This window comes from Sneathiella aquimaris (assembly GCF_026409565.1).
Taxonomy (GTDB): Bacteria; Pseudomonadota; Alphaproteobacteria; order Sneathiellales; family Sneathiellaceae; genus Sneathiella; species Sneathiella aquimaris.
Genome location: NZ_CP112881.1, coordinates 2,616,345 through 2,633,515, shown reverse-complemented (window position 1 = coordinate 2,633,515; position 17,171 = coordinate 2,616,345). Strand labels below are relative to the sequence as shown.

13 protein-coding genes are annotated in these 17,171 nt (G+C 49.0%); 10 read left to right on the top strand and 3 right to left on the bottom strand.

Annotation, left to right across the window (positions count from 1 at the left end; translation table 11 throughout):
* Nucleotides 1-2: 2 nt before the first annotated feature.
* Nucleotides 3-890, bottom strand: coding sequence for a LysR substrate-binding domain-containing protein (locus OIR97_RS12355; RefSeq protein WP_169546014.1), 888 nt, complete (start codon nucleotides 888-890; stop codon nucleotides 3-5).
* A 332-nt stretch (nucleotides 891-1,222) separates the two neighbouring features.
* On the opposite strand from OIR97_RS12355, the gene OIR97_RS12350 reads away from it, so the two are divergent.
* The 7 genes from OIR97_RS12350 (at nucleotide 1,223) to OIR97_RS12320 (ending at nucleotide 10,459) form a co-directional block, all read left to right on the top strand.
* A complete protein-coding gene (locus OIR97_RS12350; protein WP_169546013.1) occupies nucleotides 1,223-2,245 on the top strand; it encodes a putative 2-aminoethylphosphonate ABC transporter substrate-binding protein in 1,023 nt (340 codons plus the stop codon).
* A 108-nt stretch (nucleotides 2,246-2,353) separates the two neighbouring features.
* The gene (locus tag OIR97_RS12345) at nucleotides 2,354-3,454 is read left to right on the top strand and encodes a putative 2-aminoethylphosphonate ABC transporter ATP-binding protein (protein ID WP_169546012.1); all 1,101 of its coding nucleotides are present in this window, start codon (nucleotides 2,354-2,356) and stop codon (nucleotides 3,452-3,454) included.
* 4 nt (nucleotides 3,455-3,458) lie between these two features.
* On the top strand, nucleotides 3,459-5,165 hold the full coding sequence (locus tag OIR97_RS12340; protein WP_169546011.1) for a putative 2-aminoethylphosphonate ABC transporter permease subunit: 1,707 nt from the start codon (nucleotides 3,459-3,461) through the stop codon (nucleotides 5,163-5,165).
* A gap of 3 nt (nucleotides 5,166-5,168) precedes the next feature.
* The gene (gene pbfA, locus OIR97_RS12335) at nucleotides 5,169-6,572 is read left to right on the top strand and encodes a (R)-1-hydroxy-2-aminoethylphosphonate ammonia-lyase (RefSeq protein ID WP_169546010.1); all 1,404 of its coding nucleotides are present in this window, start codon (nucleotides 5,169-5,171) and stop codon (nucleotides 6,570-6,572) included.
* A 173-nt stretch (nucleotides 6,573-6,745) separates the two neighbouring features.
* On the top strand, nucleotides 6,746-7,873 hold the full coding sequence (locus OIR97_RS12330; RefSeq protein WP_169546190.1) for a 2-aminoethylphosphonate--pyruvate transaminase: 1,128 nt from the start codon (nucleotides 6,746-6,748) through the stop codon (nucleotides 7,871-7,873).
* 73 nt (nucleotides 7,874-7,946) lie between these two features.
* Nucleotides 7,947-9,578, top strand: a complete 1,632-nt coding sequence (locus OIR97_RS12325; RefSeq protein WP_246202071.1) for a Na/Pi cotransporter family protein — start codon at nucleotides 7,947-7,949, stop codon at nucleotides 9,576-9,578.
* Between the two features lie 11 nt (nucleotides 9,579-9,589).
* Nucleotides 9,590-10,459, top strand: coding sequence for a GNAT family N-acetyltransferase (locus OIR97_RS12320; protein WP_169546008.1), 870 nt, complete (start codon nucleotides 9,590-9,592; stop codon nucleotides 10,457-10,459).
* A 64-nt stretch (nucleotides 10,460-10,523) separates the two neighbouring features.
* Here the strand turns inward: OIR97_RS12320 and OIR97_RS12315 are convergent, their stop codons facing one another.
* A complete protein-coding gene (locus OIR97_RS12315) occupies nucleotides 10,524-11,270 on the bottom strand; it encodes a glycerophosphoryl diester phosphodiesterase (RefSeq protein WP_169546007.1) in 747 nt (248 codons plus the stop codon).
* Nucleotides 11,267-11,977 (bottom strand): uracil-DNA glycosylase, encoded by a 711-nt coding sequence (gene ung, locus OIR97_RS12310; RefSeq protein ID WP_169546006.1) that lies wholly within the window; start codon nucleotides 11,975-11,977, stop codon nucleotides 11,267-11,269. Before ung ends, OIR97_RS12315 begins: the two co-directional genes overlap by 4 nt.
* 186 nt (nucleotides 11,978-12,163) lie before the next feature.
* Here ung and OIR97_RS12305 point away from each other — a divergent pair, with 186 nt between their 5' ends.
* Genes OIR97_RS12305 through OIR97_RS12295 form a run of 3 tightly spaced genes read left to right on the top strand, consistent with a single transcriptional unit; the run spans nucleotide 12,164 to nucleotide 17,168 of the window.
* Entirely contained in the window at nucleotides 12,164-13,009 is an 846-nt protein-coding gene (locus tag OIR97_RS12305; protein ID WP_169546005.1) for an FAD binding domain-containing protein, read from the top strand.
* Nucleotides 13,006-15,744, top strand: coding sequence for a molybdopterin-dependent oxidoreductase (locus OIR97_RS12300; RefSeq protein ID WP_169546004.1), 2,739 nt, complete (start codon nucleotides 13,006-13,008; stop codon nucleotides 15,742-15,744). Before OIR97_RS12305 ends, OIR97_RS12300 begins: the two co-directional genes overlap by 4 nt.
* Entirely contained in the window at nucleotides 15,741-17,168 is a 1,428-nt protein-coding gene (locus OIR97_RS12295; protein ID WP_169546003.1) for a 6-hydroxynicotinate reductase, read from the top strand. The genes OIR97_RS12300 and OIR97_RS12295 overlap by 4 nt, the downstream gene beginning before the upstream one ends.
* Nucleotides 17,169-17,171: the final 3 nt, after the last annotated feature.

Below are 17,171 nucleotides of genomic sequence, written 5' to 3'. Positions count from 1 at the left end.
ACTTACTGAACAGAAGGCGCAACTGTTTCGACAATTTTGTTGGCATTTAGAAAAGCTTTAACGCTCCGGAGTTCCAGTTTTTCGCGCAGGCAAACAAGCGACTCTGTCATGGTGGCTGAACAATCAGATAAGGGAATCTCCACCAGACGCGAGTCGTGACCAAATTCTGGTTTGCTGACAATTCCCACTCCTAGGTTGGAGGCAACAGCTTCTTTGGCCGCTTCTCTTCCCTGAACTTCCAGTGCAACTTTCAAGCTAAGTCCAGCCATGGAAAATTCTCTTTCGACATGATTGCGGGTTCGCGAACCGGGTTCTCTGAGTATGAGTTCCGTCTCGTTTGCAAGCTCTTTCAGGGTGACGCCTTGCTTTGTCGCCCAGGGATGGGTTTTCGAGACGAAAGCAACCAGTGGGTCCCGGCATAGCGTAACAGAGTGAAAGCGGCTGTCTTCCTGCATATCGGCAACGATTCCCAGATCGTAAGAGAAATTCTGCAAGCCGTTTAGAATTTCTTCTGCGTTACCTATTCTGAGTGAAATTGTGATCCCTTCAAAGTCGCGCTTGAACCGGGCAATTAACGGAATAACATGAAGGGGCGTGTCCGCTGCGATATTCAAGTGCCCTTTTTCAAGTTTCTGATGGGCGGACAGCAGGTCAACGGCTTGTTTCTCAAGTGTGAATTTTCTTTGAGTGATTTCCAGCAATTGTTCGCCCAGTTGCGTCAGCCTGACAACCCGCTTATGTCTGTGGAATAATAAGACGTTAAATCGCTCTTCAAGTTTTTTCACCTGATCGGATAAAGCAGGCTGAGTTAGACCAAGATGAGCGGCCGCTTTTGAGAAGCCGCCTTGGGTTGCAACAGCATGGAATGCCCGCAACTGAGAATGATACATAACCTGAGCCTATAAGATTAATAAAATAAAAAACTTTTGATTATGTTAAGAAACGCGTTATCGTTTGGTCAAGAGATTTGGGAGAATCTCGTTCATTTATTCTAAAATGTGGGATTTTTGAGCATAAATTTGGAAATTGGCTTAAAAAGTGTCGTTTGACAGAAATATTTTGGAAGATTTTGAAACTATAATCAAATAAAGTCGTTCTATGAGGGTTGTCATAAATTTATAACAATAAGCCTTCATTAGTTCAGCGTGTTTTCGGTTCACAGTTTTGTGTGACAAGTGTGAGCCGATAAAATTATTGGGTGTCTAACAGAACGGAGCTAACCATGAAGTCACAAATTCTCAAATCCATACTTGGAAGTGTTGCAGGCATTCTTGCCTTGTCATCTGTAGCAGCGGCGGCAGAATTAACTGTCTATACAGCTGTCGAAGCAGAAGACCTTAAGAAATATGCGGCAAAATTTAATGAAGATCACCCAGATATCAAGATTAACTGGGTTCGGGATTCGACCGGTATCATTACAGCCAAATTGCTGGCCGAAAAAAACAATCCTAAAGCTGATATCGTTTGGGGGCTGGCCGCAACAAGTCTGATGCTGCTGGGTGAAGAAGGCATGCTGGAAGCTTATTCACCAAAAGGTGTTGAAAAGCTAGATCCAAAATTCCGCGATAGTGCAAACCCAACCAAGTGGACAGGCATGGATGCCTGGGTTGCTTCTGTTTGTTATAATACGGTTGAAGCTGGAAAAGCAGGTCTTCCAATTCCAACGTCCTGGAAAGATCTGACGAAGCCTGTTTATAAAAACCAGATCATTATGCCTAATCCGAACTCGTCCGGAACCGGCTTCCTTGACGTTTCTTCCTGGCTGCAGCTTTTCGGCGAAGAGGGGGGCTGGAAATACATGGACTCGCTCCATGAAAATATTGCCCGTTATACCCATTCAGGTTCCAAGCCTTGTAAACTTGCGGCTGCTGGCGAAATTCCAATCGGTATTTCATTCGCTTTCCGCGGAGCTAAATCCAAAGCAAAAGGCGCCCCGCTCGAAATTGTTGTTCCTACCGAAGGCGTCGGCTGGGATATGGAGGCGACAGCGATCCTGAAAGGATCAAAGAATATGGAAGCGGCAAGAACGCTGGCAGACTGGTCTGTCTCCAAGAAGGCAAACGAAATGTATAACGAAGGTTATGCGGTCGTTGCTTATCCAGGAGTTGCGAAACCGGTTGAGCATTTCCCACCACAGATTGCGACAGCAATGATCAAAAACGACTTTGCCTGGGCGGCTAAAAACCGCAAAAACATTCTCGCTGAATGGCAGAAGCGTTACGATTCTAAATCAGATCCAAAATAGTTCGTACCTATTGTGAACTGCAGGCATTCCCGCACGCAAGATTGCGGGAATGCCATCTGTTAAGCTGTAAATTGGCAAAGTGTCAAAAGAGAGAATGCGAGTAGCCTTATGAAAAGTAGTGGGACCGATGCGGCGAAAAGCGCCTATCTGAAAGCAGAAAATATTACCAAGAAATTTGGAAGTTTTACCGCCCTGAAGAATATTTCTTTAGAGGTTTTCGAAGGTGAATTCGTGTGCTTCCTTGGGCCGTCCGGTTGCGGAAAAACAACCATGTTACGTGCAATCGCCGGTCTTGATATCCAGACATCGGGCAGCATTTTTCAGGGCGGTACCGATATTTCGGCCTTGCCCGCTTCGGAACGTGATTTTGGTATTGTTTTTCAGTCCTATGCATTGTTTCCAAATCTAAGCGTTTCAGCCAATGTTGGATATGGACTGGTGAATATGCGGTCATCCAAAGCGGATGTCGCATCCCGGGTATCAGAATTATTATCGCTGGTTGGACTTGAAGGACAGGAAGACAAGTTTCCGGCCCAATTGTCTGGTGGGCAGCAGCAGCGTGTCGCGCTGGCCAGAGCCTTGGCCATGTCCCCCGGTCTCTTGCTTTTAGATGAACCTTTATCGGCCCTTGATGCGAAGGTGCGTGTGCATTTGCGTCATGAGATGAAAGAATTGCAGCGCCGACTTGGCGTAACAACAATTATGGTGACTCACGATCAGGAAGAAGCCTTAACGATGGCGGATCGGATTGTCGTGATGAATGATGGTGTCATCGAGCAGGTTGGTACACCAATGGAAATTTACCGGCATCCTGCCTCTCCTTTTGTGGCGGAGTTTGTGGGAACCATGAATTTCCTCAAGGCGCAGAAAAGTAATGAAGGCACGGTCTCGCTTGGCGGGCACGCCCTGACACTATCTGACGCGGAAAAACAACGGCTGGATGGCAATGAAGTTCTCGCCTGCGTCCGGCCTGAAGATATTGCTGTTCGGGACTTGGATGAGACAACCGACAATTCGTTCGATGTACGTGTGAAGGATCTGGAATTTTTGGGGTCATTCTGTCGGGCATCTTTGGATTACGGCGACGGGAATAGTGAAATTTTAGCGGATTTCTCTATCAACCTGATCCGCGATAAAAAGATTACGGTAGGTGAAACAGTGCGCGTCGCATTGCCGAAGAACCGTATTCATATTTTCTCACAAGGGTAAGGCGATGACAGATCACACTTTATCCGAACGAGAGCCGACGATCGTAAAACCAAAATTGAGCCGCGATGACTGGATCATGCGGGCCTTCATTCTGGGAATTGGCTTATGGCTGGTTATTACATTGTTGATGCCGCTCTATGCCATGTTGTCAAAGAGTACGCAAAACAAAGACGGTGTTTTTATTGGCTTGGCCAATTATATCGACTATTTTTCGACGCCCGCTCTGTTTTATTCGATCAACAATAGTTTCTTCATTGCGATCATCTCAACGATCATCACGATCAGCCTGGCCTCAGTTTTCGCCTTTATCCTGTCTCGGTCTACCATACCCGGTAAGGCTTTGTTCAAAGGGGCGGCACTCCTTCCATTATTGGCGCCTTCCTTATTGCCCGGTATTTCTTTTGTATACCTTTTCGGGCGACAGGGGGTTTTGAAAGGATTGATGGGCGATTACAGTATTTATGGTCCTATCGGGATTATTATGGGCGAGGTTTTTTACACCTTTCCCCACGCTTTGATGATTTTGATTGCCGCATTTTCAATTGCTGATGCGCGTTTGTATGAAGCCGCTGAAGCTTTGCGAACAAGCCGGGTTCGCACGTTCTTTACAGTAACGCTACCGGGCATAAAATACGGTTTGATCAGCGCAATCTTTGTGGTTTTTACGCTGGTGATCACAGACTTCGGTATTCCGAAGGTGATCGGCGGGCAGTATAACGTTCTGGCGACCGATATTTACAAGCAGGTCATTGGACAGCAGAATTTTGAAATGGGGGCTGTGGTAAGTGTAGTCCTGCTGGTTCCGGCGATCCTCGCTTTTATGGTGGACAGGTTCGTTCAAAGAAAACAGGTGGCGATGCTGACGGCGAGGGCCGTACCTTATCAGCCAAAACCGCATTCCCTGCTGAATAAGATTTTCTTCCTATATTGTCTGACAGTGAGCCTGATGATCATCGGCATTATTGGAATGGCGGGATATGCCTCATTTGTAACCTTCTGGCCTTATAATCTCGAATTATCCCTTAATAACTATAATTTCGACGTGATGGATGGCGGCGGCTGGGAGTCTTTTTATAATTCCCTGAGAATGGCGGCTTATACGGCTGTTTTTGGAACCATAATCATTTTTACCGGTGCGTATATGGTTGAGAAAGCCAAGGGTGCCAAAGTTATGCGCGGGGTCATTCAGTTCCTGTGCATGATCCCGATGGCTGTGCCCGGTATGGTTCTTGGGCTGGCGTATATTTTCTTCTTCAATCATCCCGACAATCCATTGGAAGTGATCTATGGAACCATGGCAATTCTTGTGATCGTCACGATTGCCCACTTTTATACGGTTAGCCACTTAACGGCGATGACGGCATTGAAGCAAATGGATCCAGAATTTGAAACGGTGTCGGCCTCTTTGAAAGTGCCGTTTTTCCGGACATTCATAAGGGTAACAATCCCGGTCTGTATGCCCGCCATTCTGGATATTTCGATTTATCTGTTCGTCAACGCAATGACAACTGTTTCGGCTGTCATATTTCTGTATTCATCAGATACGACACTGGCGTCTATTGCCGCTCTTAATATGGATGATGCCGGAGATGTCGCACCTGCCGCCGCGATGTGTATGGTGATTGTTGCAACCTCTGCTGTTGTTCGTATTTTCCATGCGCTGCTAACGCGTGGACTGGCTGCCAGAACACAGGCCTGGAGAAAGCGCTAAGCTATGTCAGAAGGAAGTTCGGGGTCGCGGGATGCGTTAAAGCCCCACCAGTCGGAGGGGGATGTCAATTCCTCTCCCCGGCGACAGGAATGGGCGGCTCGAAATATTGATCCGCACTCAAAACAACTTTTGGACCGGGACGCACAGGTTTTTCTGCATCAATCGGTTTCCACGCCATGCCTGAATACCATTCAGGCGGCTGACGGCGCATATATCATTGACGGGCAGGGCCGGAAGCTTCTGGATTTTCACGGCAATAATGTCCACCACATCGGCTATGGGCATCCGCGATTGAAAGAGGCAATCACCAAGCAAATGAATGAGCTGCCATTTGCTCCTCGGCGATTTACCTGTGATTCGGCTGTTGAACTTGCTGAAAAACTCCGGGATATTTCTCCCGGGGATCTGGGCAAGGTTCTTTTTGCGACCGGTGGGTCCGATGCCATTGAAATGGCGCTTAAAGTAGCCCGTGCCAAGACCGGGCGATTTAAGACAATCTCGTTTTGGGATGCGTTTCACGGGGCCGGGTTTGGTGCCTCGAGTATCGGAGGGGAGCAACTTTTCCGCGGTCAGGCGATTGGTCCGTTGTTGCCAGGGACAGAGCATGTTGCACCTTATGCCTGTTATCGATGCCCTTACGGATATGAAGTGAATGAGGACGGCCAACCGGACCTGTCCCTATGCAAAACAACCTGCGCCAACATGATCCGGTATGTCCTGGAGAAAGAGGGCAATGTTGCTGCCGTTATCGCAGAGCCTGCCCGGGCGGTTCCTTATAATCCGCCTGAAGGGTTCTGGAAAATGGTGCGACAGGCCTGCAATGATGCTGGTGCCCTTTTGATCTTTGATGAGATCCCGACAGGGCTGGGTAAAACGGGGCGAATGTTCGCCTGTGATCATGACGATGTTGTTCCTGATATTTTAGTAATGGGCAAGGCATTAGGGGGAGGCATTCTGCCGATCGCCGCGACTTTATGCCATCCTGATCTGGATGTTTTAGGGGATTATGCCATTGGTCACTATACCCACGAGAAAAACCCGGTAACGACGCGCGCCGCGCTCACCACTATTCAGATTATTGAAGACGAAGGGCTTGTTGAAAATGCTGCGAAAATAGGGGCTTACGCCTTGGATCGCATGCGACATATGAAGTCCAAATATTCGCTGATTGGCGATGTTCGGGGGCGTGGTTTTTTGTTGGGTCTGGACCTTGTGCAGGACAGGGCAACAAAGGAAGGTGCCAATGACGCGGCTGAAGAAATTCTGTACCGCGCCTTTGATGAAGGCCTCAGTTTTAAAACGACCATGGGGAATGTTTTGACGCTGACGCCACCTTTGATAACGACACAGGATCAGATGGATTTTGCCCTGGATATTCTGGATGCAGCGATCAAAAAGGTGTCATAAGCCATTGTATCGTTTTAACTTATATATTGGATTATAAATAGCAATTTGACTTATCGATGACGGCTCGGCCATATGGACCTATAGGCAATTATTCCTCTGAACTAAGGAGAAGGAATGTGACACAGAACGCCGTTTCAAAAAATGAAATCTTGACCAGTCAAGGCGTCTTCCCGATGGGGGAAGAACCATATTTGCTGACACCCGGCCCGCTGACCACCGCCGCTTCAACGAAAACGGCGATGTTGAAGGATTGGGGATCCTGGGATGATGATTTCAAAGCGGTTAGCAAGGAAATCCGAACCCGTCTTGTCGCGATGTGTGGCGGTGAGGCAGAATATGATTGTGTCTTAATGCAGGGAAGTGGGACTTTCTCTGTGGAGGCCGCTCTTGCCTCCTTCATCCCAAAAGACGGAAAAGCCTTAATTTTGATGAACGGGGCCTATGGGCAGCGGTCCGCAAAAACGCTGGACTATATTGGTCGTGCTTATGTAACCCTTGATAAAGGCGATTACCTGCCGCCAATGCCTGAAGAAGTAGATGCTTTGCTCACAGAACATAAAGACGTGACACATGTTGTTGTCGTTCACTGTGAAACCAGTTCCGGCATCCTTAATCCGGTCAAAGCAATTTCTGACGTTGTCAGACGTCATGGCCGGAAGCTGATCATCGATAGTATGAGCGCGTTTGGCGCCGTCCCGTTGGACGTTTCTGAAATTCCGTTTGAAGTCATGGTGTCTTCTGCCAACAAATGCATTGAAGGCGTGCCCGGCTTTGGTTTTCTGATTGCACGTAAGGATGCTTTGGAGGCGGCCAAAGGTAATAGTCATTCCCTTAGTCTGGATGTTCATGATCAGTGGGTCTATATGAATAAGACCGGTCAGTGGCGTTTTACACCGCCTACTCACACGGTTGTCGCTTTCCTGGAAGCCCTTCATTTACACGAGGCTGAAGGGGGTGTTCAGGGCCGCCTTGCCCGTTATACTAACAATCGAAATGTTTTGGTTTCCGGAATGCGGTCGATGGGGTTTGAAACCCTCTTGGAAGATGCGTGGTTATCCCCTATTATCACCACCTTTTTCAGCCCGAACGATCCCAATTTTGAATTTGGTCGCTTTTACAAAGAAATTAAATCCAGAGGATTTATTATTTATCCCGGCAAGCTGACTGTTGCTGACAGTTTCAGGGTTGGGTGTATTGGCCTTCTTGATCAAACCGTGATGGAAGGAGTGCTGAGGGCAATTAAAGAAAGCTGTGAAGCTATGGGGGTAAAAAACTTTGCCCCACCAGATGGAGTGAAATAGAAAAGCATTGGACGCAACATCGGTATTGATTAGCCTGCTGGGCGGAGTTTCTCTGCTTTTGTGGGGGCTGAGAATGGTAAATACGGGCGTAACCCGCGCATTTGGGCGGGAGCTTGGAAAAATACTGAATTTCAGTCTGAAAAACAGGTTTAAATCCTTCCTTGGTGGGCTTGGTGTCACCATGCTTCTACAAAGTAGTACGGCGACGGCCTTGTTGACGGCCTCTTTTGCGGGGCGGGGCCTGGTCACCGCGTCTGCCGGGATCGCCGTTATGCTGGGTGCTGATGTGGGAACAACACTGGTTGCTCAAGCCCTTAGTTTCGATCTTTCCTGGATGGCACCGGCATTGTTGTTTATCGGCTTTATCCGCCATTCTACAGCCAAAACAACGCGGGCTAAAAACCTGGGCCGAATATTCCTTGGCTTAGGAATAATGCTGACAGCTCTTAAATTACTGGTTGTTGCGTCTGGTCCGATACGAGATTCTGAAGTTGCCCAATTTGTCTTCAGCTCGCTGGCGGGCGAGCCTGTCTTAACCGTTGTTATTGGAGCTCTGATTACTTTTGTCGCTCATTCCAGTTTGGCAACTGTTCTGTTTATCCTGACGTTAGTGGCGACAGGCGGTATCCCGCAAAATGTTGCACTGGCGATGGTTTTAGGGGCTAATCTTGGCGGCGCGTTGCCCCCGGTGTTAGCAACTTTAAACGGGGATGAAGCCTCCCGTCGTCCACCGCTTGGAAATTTTCTGTGCAGATTGACAGGTGTCGTTGTCTTATTACCAGTCCTTGGGCTTGTCGGGCCAGAGCTTGCCAAGCTTGAAGCCGATCCGGCGCGGCAGGTTGTCAACTTCCACACTCTGTTTAATTTGGGTCTGGCGCTATTTTTCATTTTCTTTACCGGCCCTCTTGGAAAATTGACAGAGCGGCTTATTCCGGCAAAAACAACAGGTAGCGATAACGCCCGCCGTCCAATTCATCTGGACCGGGCCGCACTAGACAGCCCCCAGCTTGCCCTGGCCAATGCCGTTCGAGATACGTTAAGAATGGGCGATGTTCTGGAGAAAATGTTCCGCGATCTACAGGTGGCGTTTGCACAGAATGATAACTTCTTGTTGAACGAAGTGCGCGAGTCCGATGAGGTCATCAAGGAATTTAACGCCGGCATCAAGGCTTATCTGACAGAATTGGGCCGGGAAATGCTGGAAGATGAAGACGAGCGACGCTGCACGGAAATCATGACATTCACCACTAATCTGGAAAATGTGGGCAATATCGTTGTTTTGAACCTTGCTGAACTGGTCGAACGAACAGCCAGTAAACAGGTTACGTTCTCTCGCGAAGATATCGTCGATCACAAAAAACTCTTTGATATGCTTCTGTCAAATCTCAAACTGTCTTTCAGTGTCTTCCTGACACGCGAGGAGATGCAGGCGGCCAGCCTCATTCATCAGAAGCAAGCGTTACGAGACGCCGAACAGAAAGCGGTGAACGGTCATCTGGAACGGTTGCGCAAAGATGGCAATATGGATGAAAGTTCCAGTGCTATTCACCTTGGATTGCTCAGTGATTTGAGGCGCGTTAGTTCTTTGATTTCTTCTGTCGCTTACCCCATTGTTCAGGAAAAAGAGAAGCGCCTCAAAGACATGAAAAAGGCGAAGAAGAAGGAAAAATCAAGAAAAAACGTTGGGCAACCTGAAAACCTTTAATAAGGAAACCCATGACCTACTCAGATTTTCGGTTTCGGCAACTCCATAGAAATGAAGTTGAAAATCTGGTCCAGATGACCGATGAGGTCGGCTGGGGATTTAGTGCTGAAAACTGGCGTATCATTTTATCATCAGGACAGATTTTTTTGCTGGTTGACGAGGCCAATGAAATTGCCGCTACTGCCGCTTTATTTAGATATCGTGATCATCTGGCGTCTATTGGCAGTGTCATTGTAAGACAGCGTTTTCGAGGATTGGGGCTGGCCTCGCGGGTGCTGGATGCTGCTGAAGACAGTCTTGACCTGAACCGATCTATTGTCCAGCTTATTGCAACCAGAGACGGCTTTCCTGTTTACCAGTCTAGAGGTTACCGTCGTATCGCTGACTGCCATCGCTTGGTGCGTCCGAACGGCTCAACGCAGGTTTCCGTTCCTTCTTTGCCAGGCTGCCGATTTGACCCTGTTTCACCTGACTTGTGGGAAGGCGTTCTTGATTTTGACAGAAAGTGTAATCAAGTGGATCGTGGTCAGGTTCTTACTGCCATGTTTCACGCTGGATATCGGACGATGGCGGTTTTTGATCAGAAAACACGTCAAATCCTGGGATATGCCATGGCCGGTCCACGGAAATCAATGACTGTGATCGGGCCTGTTGTCGCAATAGACCCGTCCATCGCTTGTGCTTTGGTTCAGATGCTGATTTATGGGCGTTCCGAAGACTTCAGAATTGACATATTAAGCCATCAGGAAGCCTTTTGCGCGGGGATGGAGCGGGAGGGTTTCTGTTTGGAAGGCACATCGCCGGTTATGGTTCGCGGCAAGGGACCTCTCAAAAATCTACAATCAGAGGCTTATGCAATTATTTCTCAGGCTTTTGGGTGAGCGAAGCCTGAGAAACATATCGAGCGCCCGGTTTGAATGAATTAATCAGAAGGGGCAGGGCTTTTTACACGAGGCGCCCTAATCGGTCCGGAAAATCTGTGATGATTGCATCAACATTCCAATCCAGCAATCGGGCTGCTGTGTCTTCATCATTCACTGTATAGACTAGAAACTTATAACCAGCAGCCTGCACTTTTTGAACAATTTCGCGGGTTACAAAAGGATGGTAGACGTGAAGGCTTGCTGCCCCTGTATCAATCAGCCGACGTTCCCAGTCCGGCGGAATAGCATCTGTCAGATACCCTAATGGAACATGCGGAACATAGTGGCCTGTGCGAACCAACGCCTCTTCGCTAAACGACGAAATCAGCATGGGATAATCCTTGGGCAGATCTTCTTTTAATTGCTGCCCGACAATATTGGCGGTGGGGAGCTGCCAGCCATCAACTGGTTTTACCTCAAGATTGAGGCTCATTCCCAACTCGGATGTTAATTCAAGAGCCTCTGCCAGTGTCGGTATTTTTTCACCAGAAAATTCAGGGGCAAACCAGGAGCCGGCATCCAGTGCACGAACTGCCTCAAAGTTATTCAACAAAACTGGGCCGTCACCGTTGGTGCATCTGTTAAGGTTCGTGTCGTGGTGAATAACGGTTTTGTCGTCTTTGGTAACGGTAACATCTATTTCAATGGATTTTGCACCGGCTCTCGCTGCTGCTTTAAAGGACGCCAGCGTATTCTCCGGGGCCAATCCCTTTGCGCCACGATGCCCAATGATACGCGGCATTGTGTCAAAAAAATAATTGGATGTCATACCAGAAGCTCCTGCTGTTTATCCTGCTGGTCTTTTATGGACCAGTCTATTGGTGTTTGAAAATGCTTGATTAAGTATTCGTTTGCCTGCGAGAAATGAGAATTTCCAATAAAACCGCGATGTGCCGACAAGGGTGAGGGATGGGGGCTGTTTAAAACGAGATGCCTTTTTCTGTCGATGATTTTACCCTTTTTCTGAGCATAAGCCCCCCATAGAAGAAAAACCAGATGATCAGCGTTGTTATTAAGGGCGGCGATCGCAGCATCCGTGAATTTTTCCCAGCCTTTACCTTGGTGAGATCCCGCTTTTCCCTGCTCGACAGTAAGGACACTGTTTAATAGCAGGACGCCTTGTTCGGCCCAGCTGGTCAGGCATCCGCTTTTCGGGATCGGTAAAGACAGGTCCCGTTTCAGTTCTTTGTAGATATTTGCAAGTGAGGGGGGTGTTTTAACTGTTTCAGGAACCGAGAAACTTAGCCCATGGGCTTGTCCGGGGCCATGATACGGATCCTGGCCCAGGATAACCACTTTCACCGCGTTAAACGGAGTCATGGTGAAGGCCGAAAAGACCTGGTCCTTTTGGGGATAGATGGTTTTTCCGTGTTGTGTCTCTGTCATAAGAAAGCGAAACAAATCTTTCATGAAAGGTTGGTTCAGCGTTTCCTGTAATTCTGTTTTCCAACTTTCTTCGAGTATTATTTCGGGCACCCGGCTACCATCCTGACTTAAGAACCTCTTCCAGCTTTTCGTTTTACCGTTGAACTATTGCTGTTTTATTATGGGGTCACAGAAAGAAGAAGCAATAATTTCAATTTTGTAGGAGGCTAGCGCTTGACATAGTGGAATAATACTTCATTATCATATGTATACATACAAAAAGAAGGTCCGAGAAATATGGGAGAATATTTTCGGCCGGATAACCTGTCTGACCTAATGGCGCTGCTTCCAAGTCGTCATTTGACGGTTCTTGCCGGTGGAACTGATTATTATCCAGCGAAAGTGGGACGAAAGCTGGATGACGATATTCTGGACATTAGTGCCATTTCAGAGTTACGCGGAATAGAAAAAACTGATCATCACTGGGTCATCGGCGCAGCTACTTGCTGGACTGATATAGTTAATGCTGACCTGCCGCCTGTCTTTGATGGTTTAAAGCTTGCAGCAAAAGAAGTTGGTGGGCGTCAGATCCAAAATTCAGGGACCATCGGTGGTAATCTATGCAATGCGTCCCCTGCTGCTGACGGCGTTCCCGTTCTTCTAAGTCTTGATGCCGCGGTCGAGGTCCTTTCGCCTGAAGGAAGCCGTATGTTGTCAATATCCGAATTTGTTCTGGGAAATCGAAAAACGGCATTGCAGCCCACAGAAATTTTGAAAGCAATACATATTCCGGTCCGTCAGGCGGCGAACAGTCTGGGCTCTTTTTTGAAGCTTGGGTCTCGGAAATATCTGGTGATTTCACTGGCGATGGTCGCAGGAACGGTCGAATGGGATGCCTCGGGCACGATTACGCATTGTCGTTTATCTGTTGGGGCCTGCTCGGAAGTGGCCGTCCGATTGACCGAACTGGAAGACATCCTTGTTGGTCAGCAAATAAACAGCACCCTTACGAGAAATATACAGGACGCTCATTTTTCATCTCTCAACCCGATTGATGATGTCCGTGCAACGGCGGTTTATAGAAAAGATGCGGCTAGAACGCTCATTCGCCGTATGGTTTCCAGTTGGGGTACAGCATCATGACAAGATCGATAGAACTTAATGTAAATGGAAAGACAGTATCGGTTGAAACGCAGCCCGTTACCCGCCTGTCAGAGGTTTTACGGGACAAATTGGGCCTAACGGGCACAAAAGTAGGCTGTAATGCCGGGGATTGCGGGGCTTGTACGGTGACCCTTGATGGGGAACAGGTCTGTTCCTGCCTCACGCCGGTTATACAGGCTGAAGGCAAATCTGTAACAACAGTTGAAGGGTTGGCGCAGGCCGGTTCTCTCAACAAGTTGCAGCAGGCCTTTAGTCGCCACGGTGCAGCACAATGCGGTATTTGTTCGCCGGGGATGCTGATGGCGGCAAGTAGCTTGTTGGCGGAAAATGACGCGCCGAGCCGGGACGCTGTTGAAGACGCGTTGGGAGGGGTTTTGTGTCGTTGTACAGGGTATCAGAAAATTGTCGATGCGGTCATGGACGCAGCGGGCGAGCACTCGACGCTTGAGCCAGAAGCCGGTCAGGCGGTTGGTGCGTCTATTGCGAAACTGGACGCTGAAGAAAAGTTGAACGGCCTTGAAAAATATGGGGCGGATAATATTCCAGAAAATGCGTTCTGGGTCAGGATTCTGCGTTCACCCTATCCATCGGCCAGTGTCGAGATTGGTGATATGTCATCGGTTATTGATGCGTGGAACGGGCTTCACGATATACTGACCTATAAGGATATCCCGTTTAACCGGTTTGGTATTTATCCAGTGGGTAAGGATCAGCCAGTTTTAACCGACGGTGTTGTTCGGTATCGCGGCGATGCTGTTGTTGCTGTTGTCGGTACTAAAGATGTGGTTCAGTCAATAGGACTGGATGATCTACCGATAAAATTTCTGTTGCAGGAGCCAGTGATTGGACTTGATGCAGCACGGTCAAAAAACGCCGCGCAACTGCATGAAGATAAGCCAGAGAATGTTCTGATTTCCGGTCATGTGGCGAAAGGATCCATTGAGCAGGGATTGAACGAGGCGGCAGCCGTCACGGAAGGGTCTTTTCAAACACGGTTTGTTGAACATGCCTATATTGAACCTGAGGCAGGTTGGGCGCAACGCGTTGGGGACCGGGTTGAAGTAACGGTAACCACACAGGCCGTCCATATCGATCTGGATGAGATTGCGAACGTTCTGCAAGTTGAAAAAGAGCGGGTCCGGGTTATTCCAACTGCTGTCGGCGGTGGTTTCGGGGGTAAGCTGGATGTGTCCATACAGCCCATTCTTGCTGTCGCGGCCATGAAATATGATCGCCCTGTTGCCTATGTTTATGAGCGACCGGAAAGTATGGCGGCGAGCACCAAACGTCACCCGTCGGAGGTCAGAAGCCGTTTTGCTGCGGACAAGGACGGTAAACTCGTTGTTGCGGAAATGACTGCGGACTTTGATACTGGCGCATATGCATCTTGGGGACCTACGGTTGCCGGGCGGGTTCCCGTTCACGGAAGCGGTCCTTATTTTGTTCCTAATGTCCATATTACGGGCCGCGGACTGTTTACCAATGCACCGCCAGCAGGTGCGTTTAGGGGCTTCGGCGTTCCGCAAGCCGCTATTGCCCATGAAACAATGATGGATGATTTGGCGGAACAGCTTGGAATGGATCGGCTGGAAATCCGATTAAAAAATGCAATTCGGGTTGGAGAGGCCACGGCAACCGGTCAGGTTTTGCAAGCCAGTGCGGGTATGGCGCCCTGTCTGGAAGAACTGAAACCTGGCTGGGGCGAAATGAACGCGCTTGCGCGTGCTTTTAATGAAAAAAGTGATGGTGTTTTGCGACGGGGCGTGGGGATCGGTGCCATGTGGTACGGCATTGGTAATACATCGCTTTCCAATCCGTCAACGATGGAAGTGGGTATCAATAAAGACGGTAAAATTACACTTTATAACGGTGCCGTTGATATTGGGCAGGGCTCGAATACGATTATGCCGCAGATCTGTGCCGATGCGGCCGGGCTTCCGGTTTCTGATTTCCATTATATCATGGGAGACAGCGATTTAACGGAAGATGCGGGTAAAACCTCTGCCTCACGTCAAACATTCGTCTCTGGGAAAGCTTCGGAACTCGCGGGTCTTGAGTTGCGGCAACAGATCTTGCGTCACGTGAACGCCGGTGAGGATGCCATCTTTGCAATAGAGGGCTCTATTCTCACGATCACCGATAAAAATGCGAAACATGAGGTTGATCTCACAGCGCTTCCCGAAATCAAGAAGGGTAATGTGTTCTTTGGGTCCGGTAATTTTGATCCACCGACGTCACCGCTTGATGAAAACGGGCAGGGTGTGCCGTATGCGACCTACGGGTTTGCAGCTCAGATCGCCCTTGTTGAGGTTGATACACAATTGGGAACGACAAAGGTAATTAAAATTATTGCCGCCCATGATGTGGGGCAGGCCATCAATCCACAATTGGTTGAGGGTCAGATCCACGGAGGGATTGCACAGGGGCTGGGCCTTGCCTTGATGGAAGAGTTCGTACCGGGTGTGACCGAAAACCTGCATGATTATCTAATCCCGACATTCGGGGATATGCCCGATATGGAAATACTGATTGTGGAAGATGCCGAACCATTGGGTCCTTTTGGGGCCAAGGGCGTGGGTGAACCCGGACTGGTTCCAACAGCGCCTGCTATTTTTGGCGCGGTGCGTCATGCAACGGGAGTGCGGGTCACTGAGGCGCCGCTTCTTCCCCATCGGTTAAAGGCAGCCCTTAACGAGAAGGAGGCCGCACAATGAGTGATGCAAAAACAGCAGCAAAAGATGATGGGTTAATTCGATGTGATGCCTGTCCTGTGCTTTGCCGAATTCGGACGGGGCGTTCCGGCGCCTGTGATCGATATGCCAATGTGGACGGTGTTCTTACCCGTGTCGACCCGTTGGTCGTTCTTGAAAATGCTGAAAAACAGGTCCCTTTTACTGAAACCAGTGGCCAGTGGAACGGCGATCTTGTTCCGAAAGGGCATACATTTGTTACGGGTGTCGGTTCAGGAACGACCTATCCGGATTATAAACCTGCACCCTTTATTGTTGGCGCAACAGCGGATGGTGTGGACACGGTTACAGTGGTTTCTGAAGGTGTTTTCAGCTATTGCGGTGTCAAAGTAAAGATCGATACGGACCGTTATGTTGGACCAGAAACGGCGGCTGTATATGCCGATGGAGAGCAGGTTGGCCATGTTACCACGGCTGAATATGGCAGCCAGATGCTGTCACTCGGCGGCGTCCGTCATTTAACTGGCGGGTCCAAAAAAGAAGGACGAGTGACTTGTGATACGTTATTGGCGCTTTGCAACAAACAGGCTGTTGATCTCGAAGTCGAGGGCGGCGCTAAAATAACTGTTCAGGCCGGGAAGCCGCCCATCATTGATGGGGATGAAGAAGAACGGATGCGTGTCGGGTGCGGCTCCGCGACCATTGGTATATTTGCGCCGCAATGGCATGGAAAAGTGGACGAGGTCATCGTTGTCGATGATCATATTACAGGCGTCCTTACCGAACATCAGGCTGGACAATTTCTAGAGATGCCTGTTTCAGGGATAAAAGTGCGGGGAAGACGTTCAACGCCGGGTCGGTATTTTCAGGTAGCCGAACATGGCGCCGGATGGGGCGGAACGGATATCACCAATCCACTGGATATTATTGACAAAGTCGATCCCAAAAAGGCCCGTCCGGGCATGACATTACTGATGGTTTCCACAACCGGTCAGGATAGCGCATATTTCGTTTTGGATGAGGAACTGAAACCGGTTCCGGCCTCGATGCCGGATGAAATAAAACTCGTTGTTGATCGGATTGCCGAAAATTGTGAACCTGCTTTGTGCACCGTGCTGTTCATGGCAGGTGCAGGTGGGTCTTTGCGTGCGGGGGTCACTGAAAATCCAGTGCGATTGACCCGGTCGGTGAAAGAGGCTTTGACGCGTGTTACCTGTGGGGGCGCACCGGCTTATATTTGGCCGGGTGGCGGGATTACAGTCATTGTTGATGTGATGGCAATGCCTGAAAATTCGTTTGGATATGTGCCGACCCCGGCCTTGGTTGCGCCAATTGAATTTTCAATGTCGCGAGAAGATTTCGAGGCGTTGGGTGGCCATAAGGACAGTATCATTCCGATCTCAGATGTGCTGACCCGCGACGGGTTGGTGAAAATTGCAGGAAACTGAAAA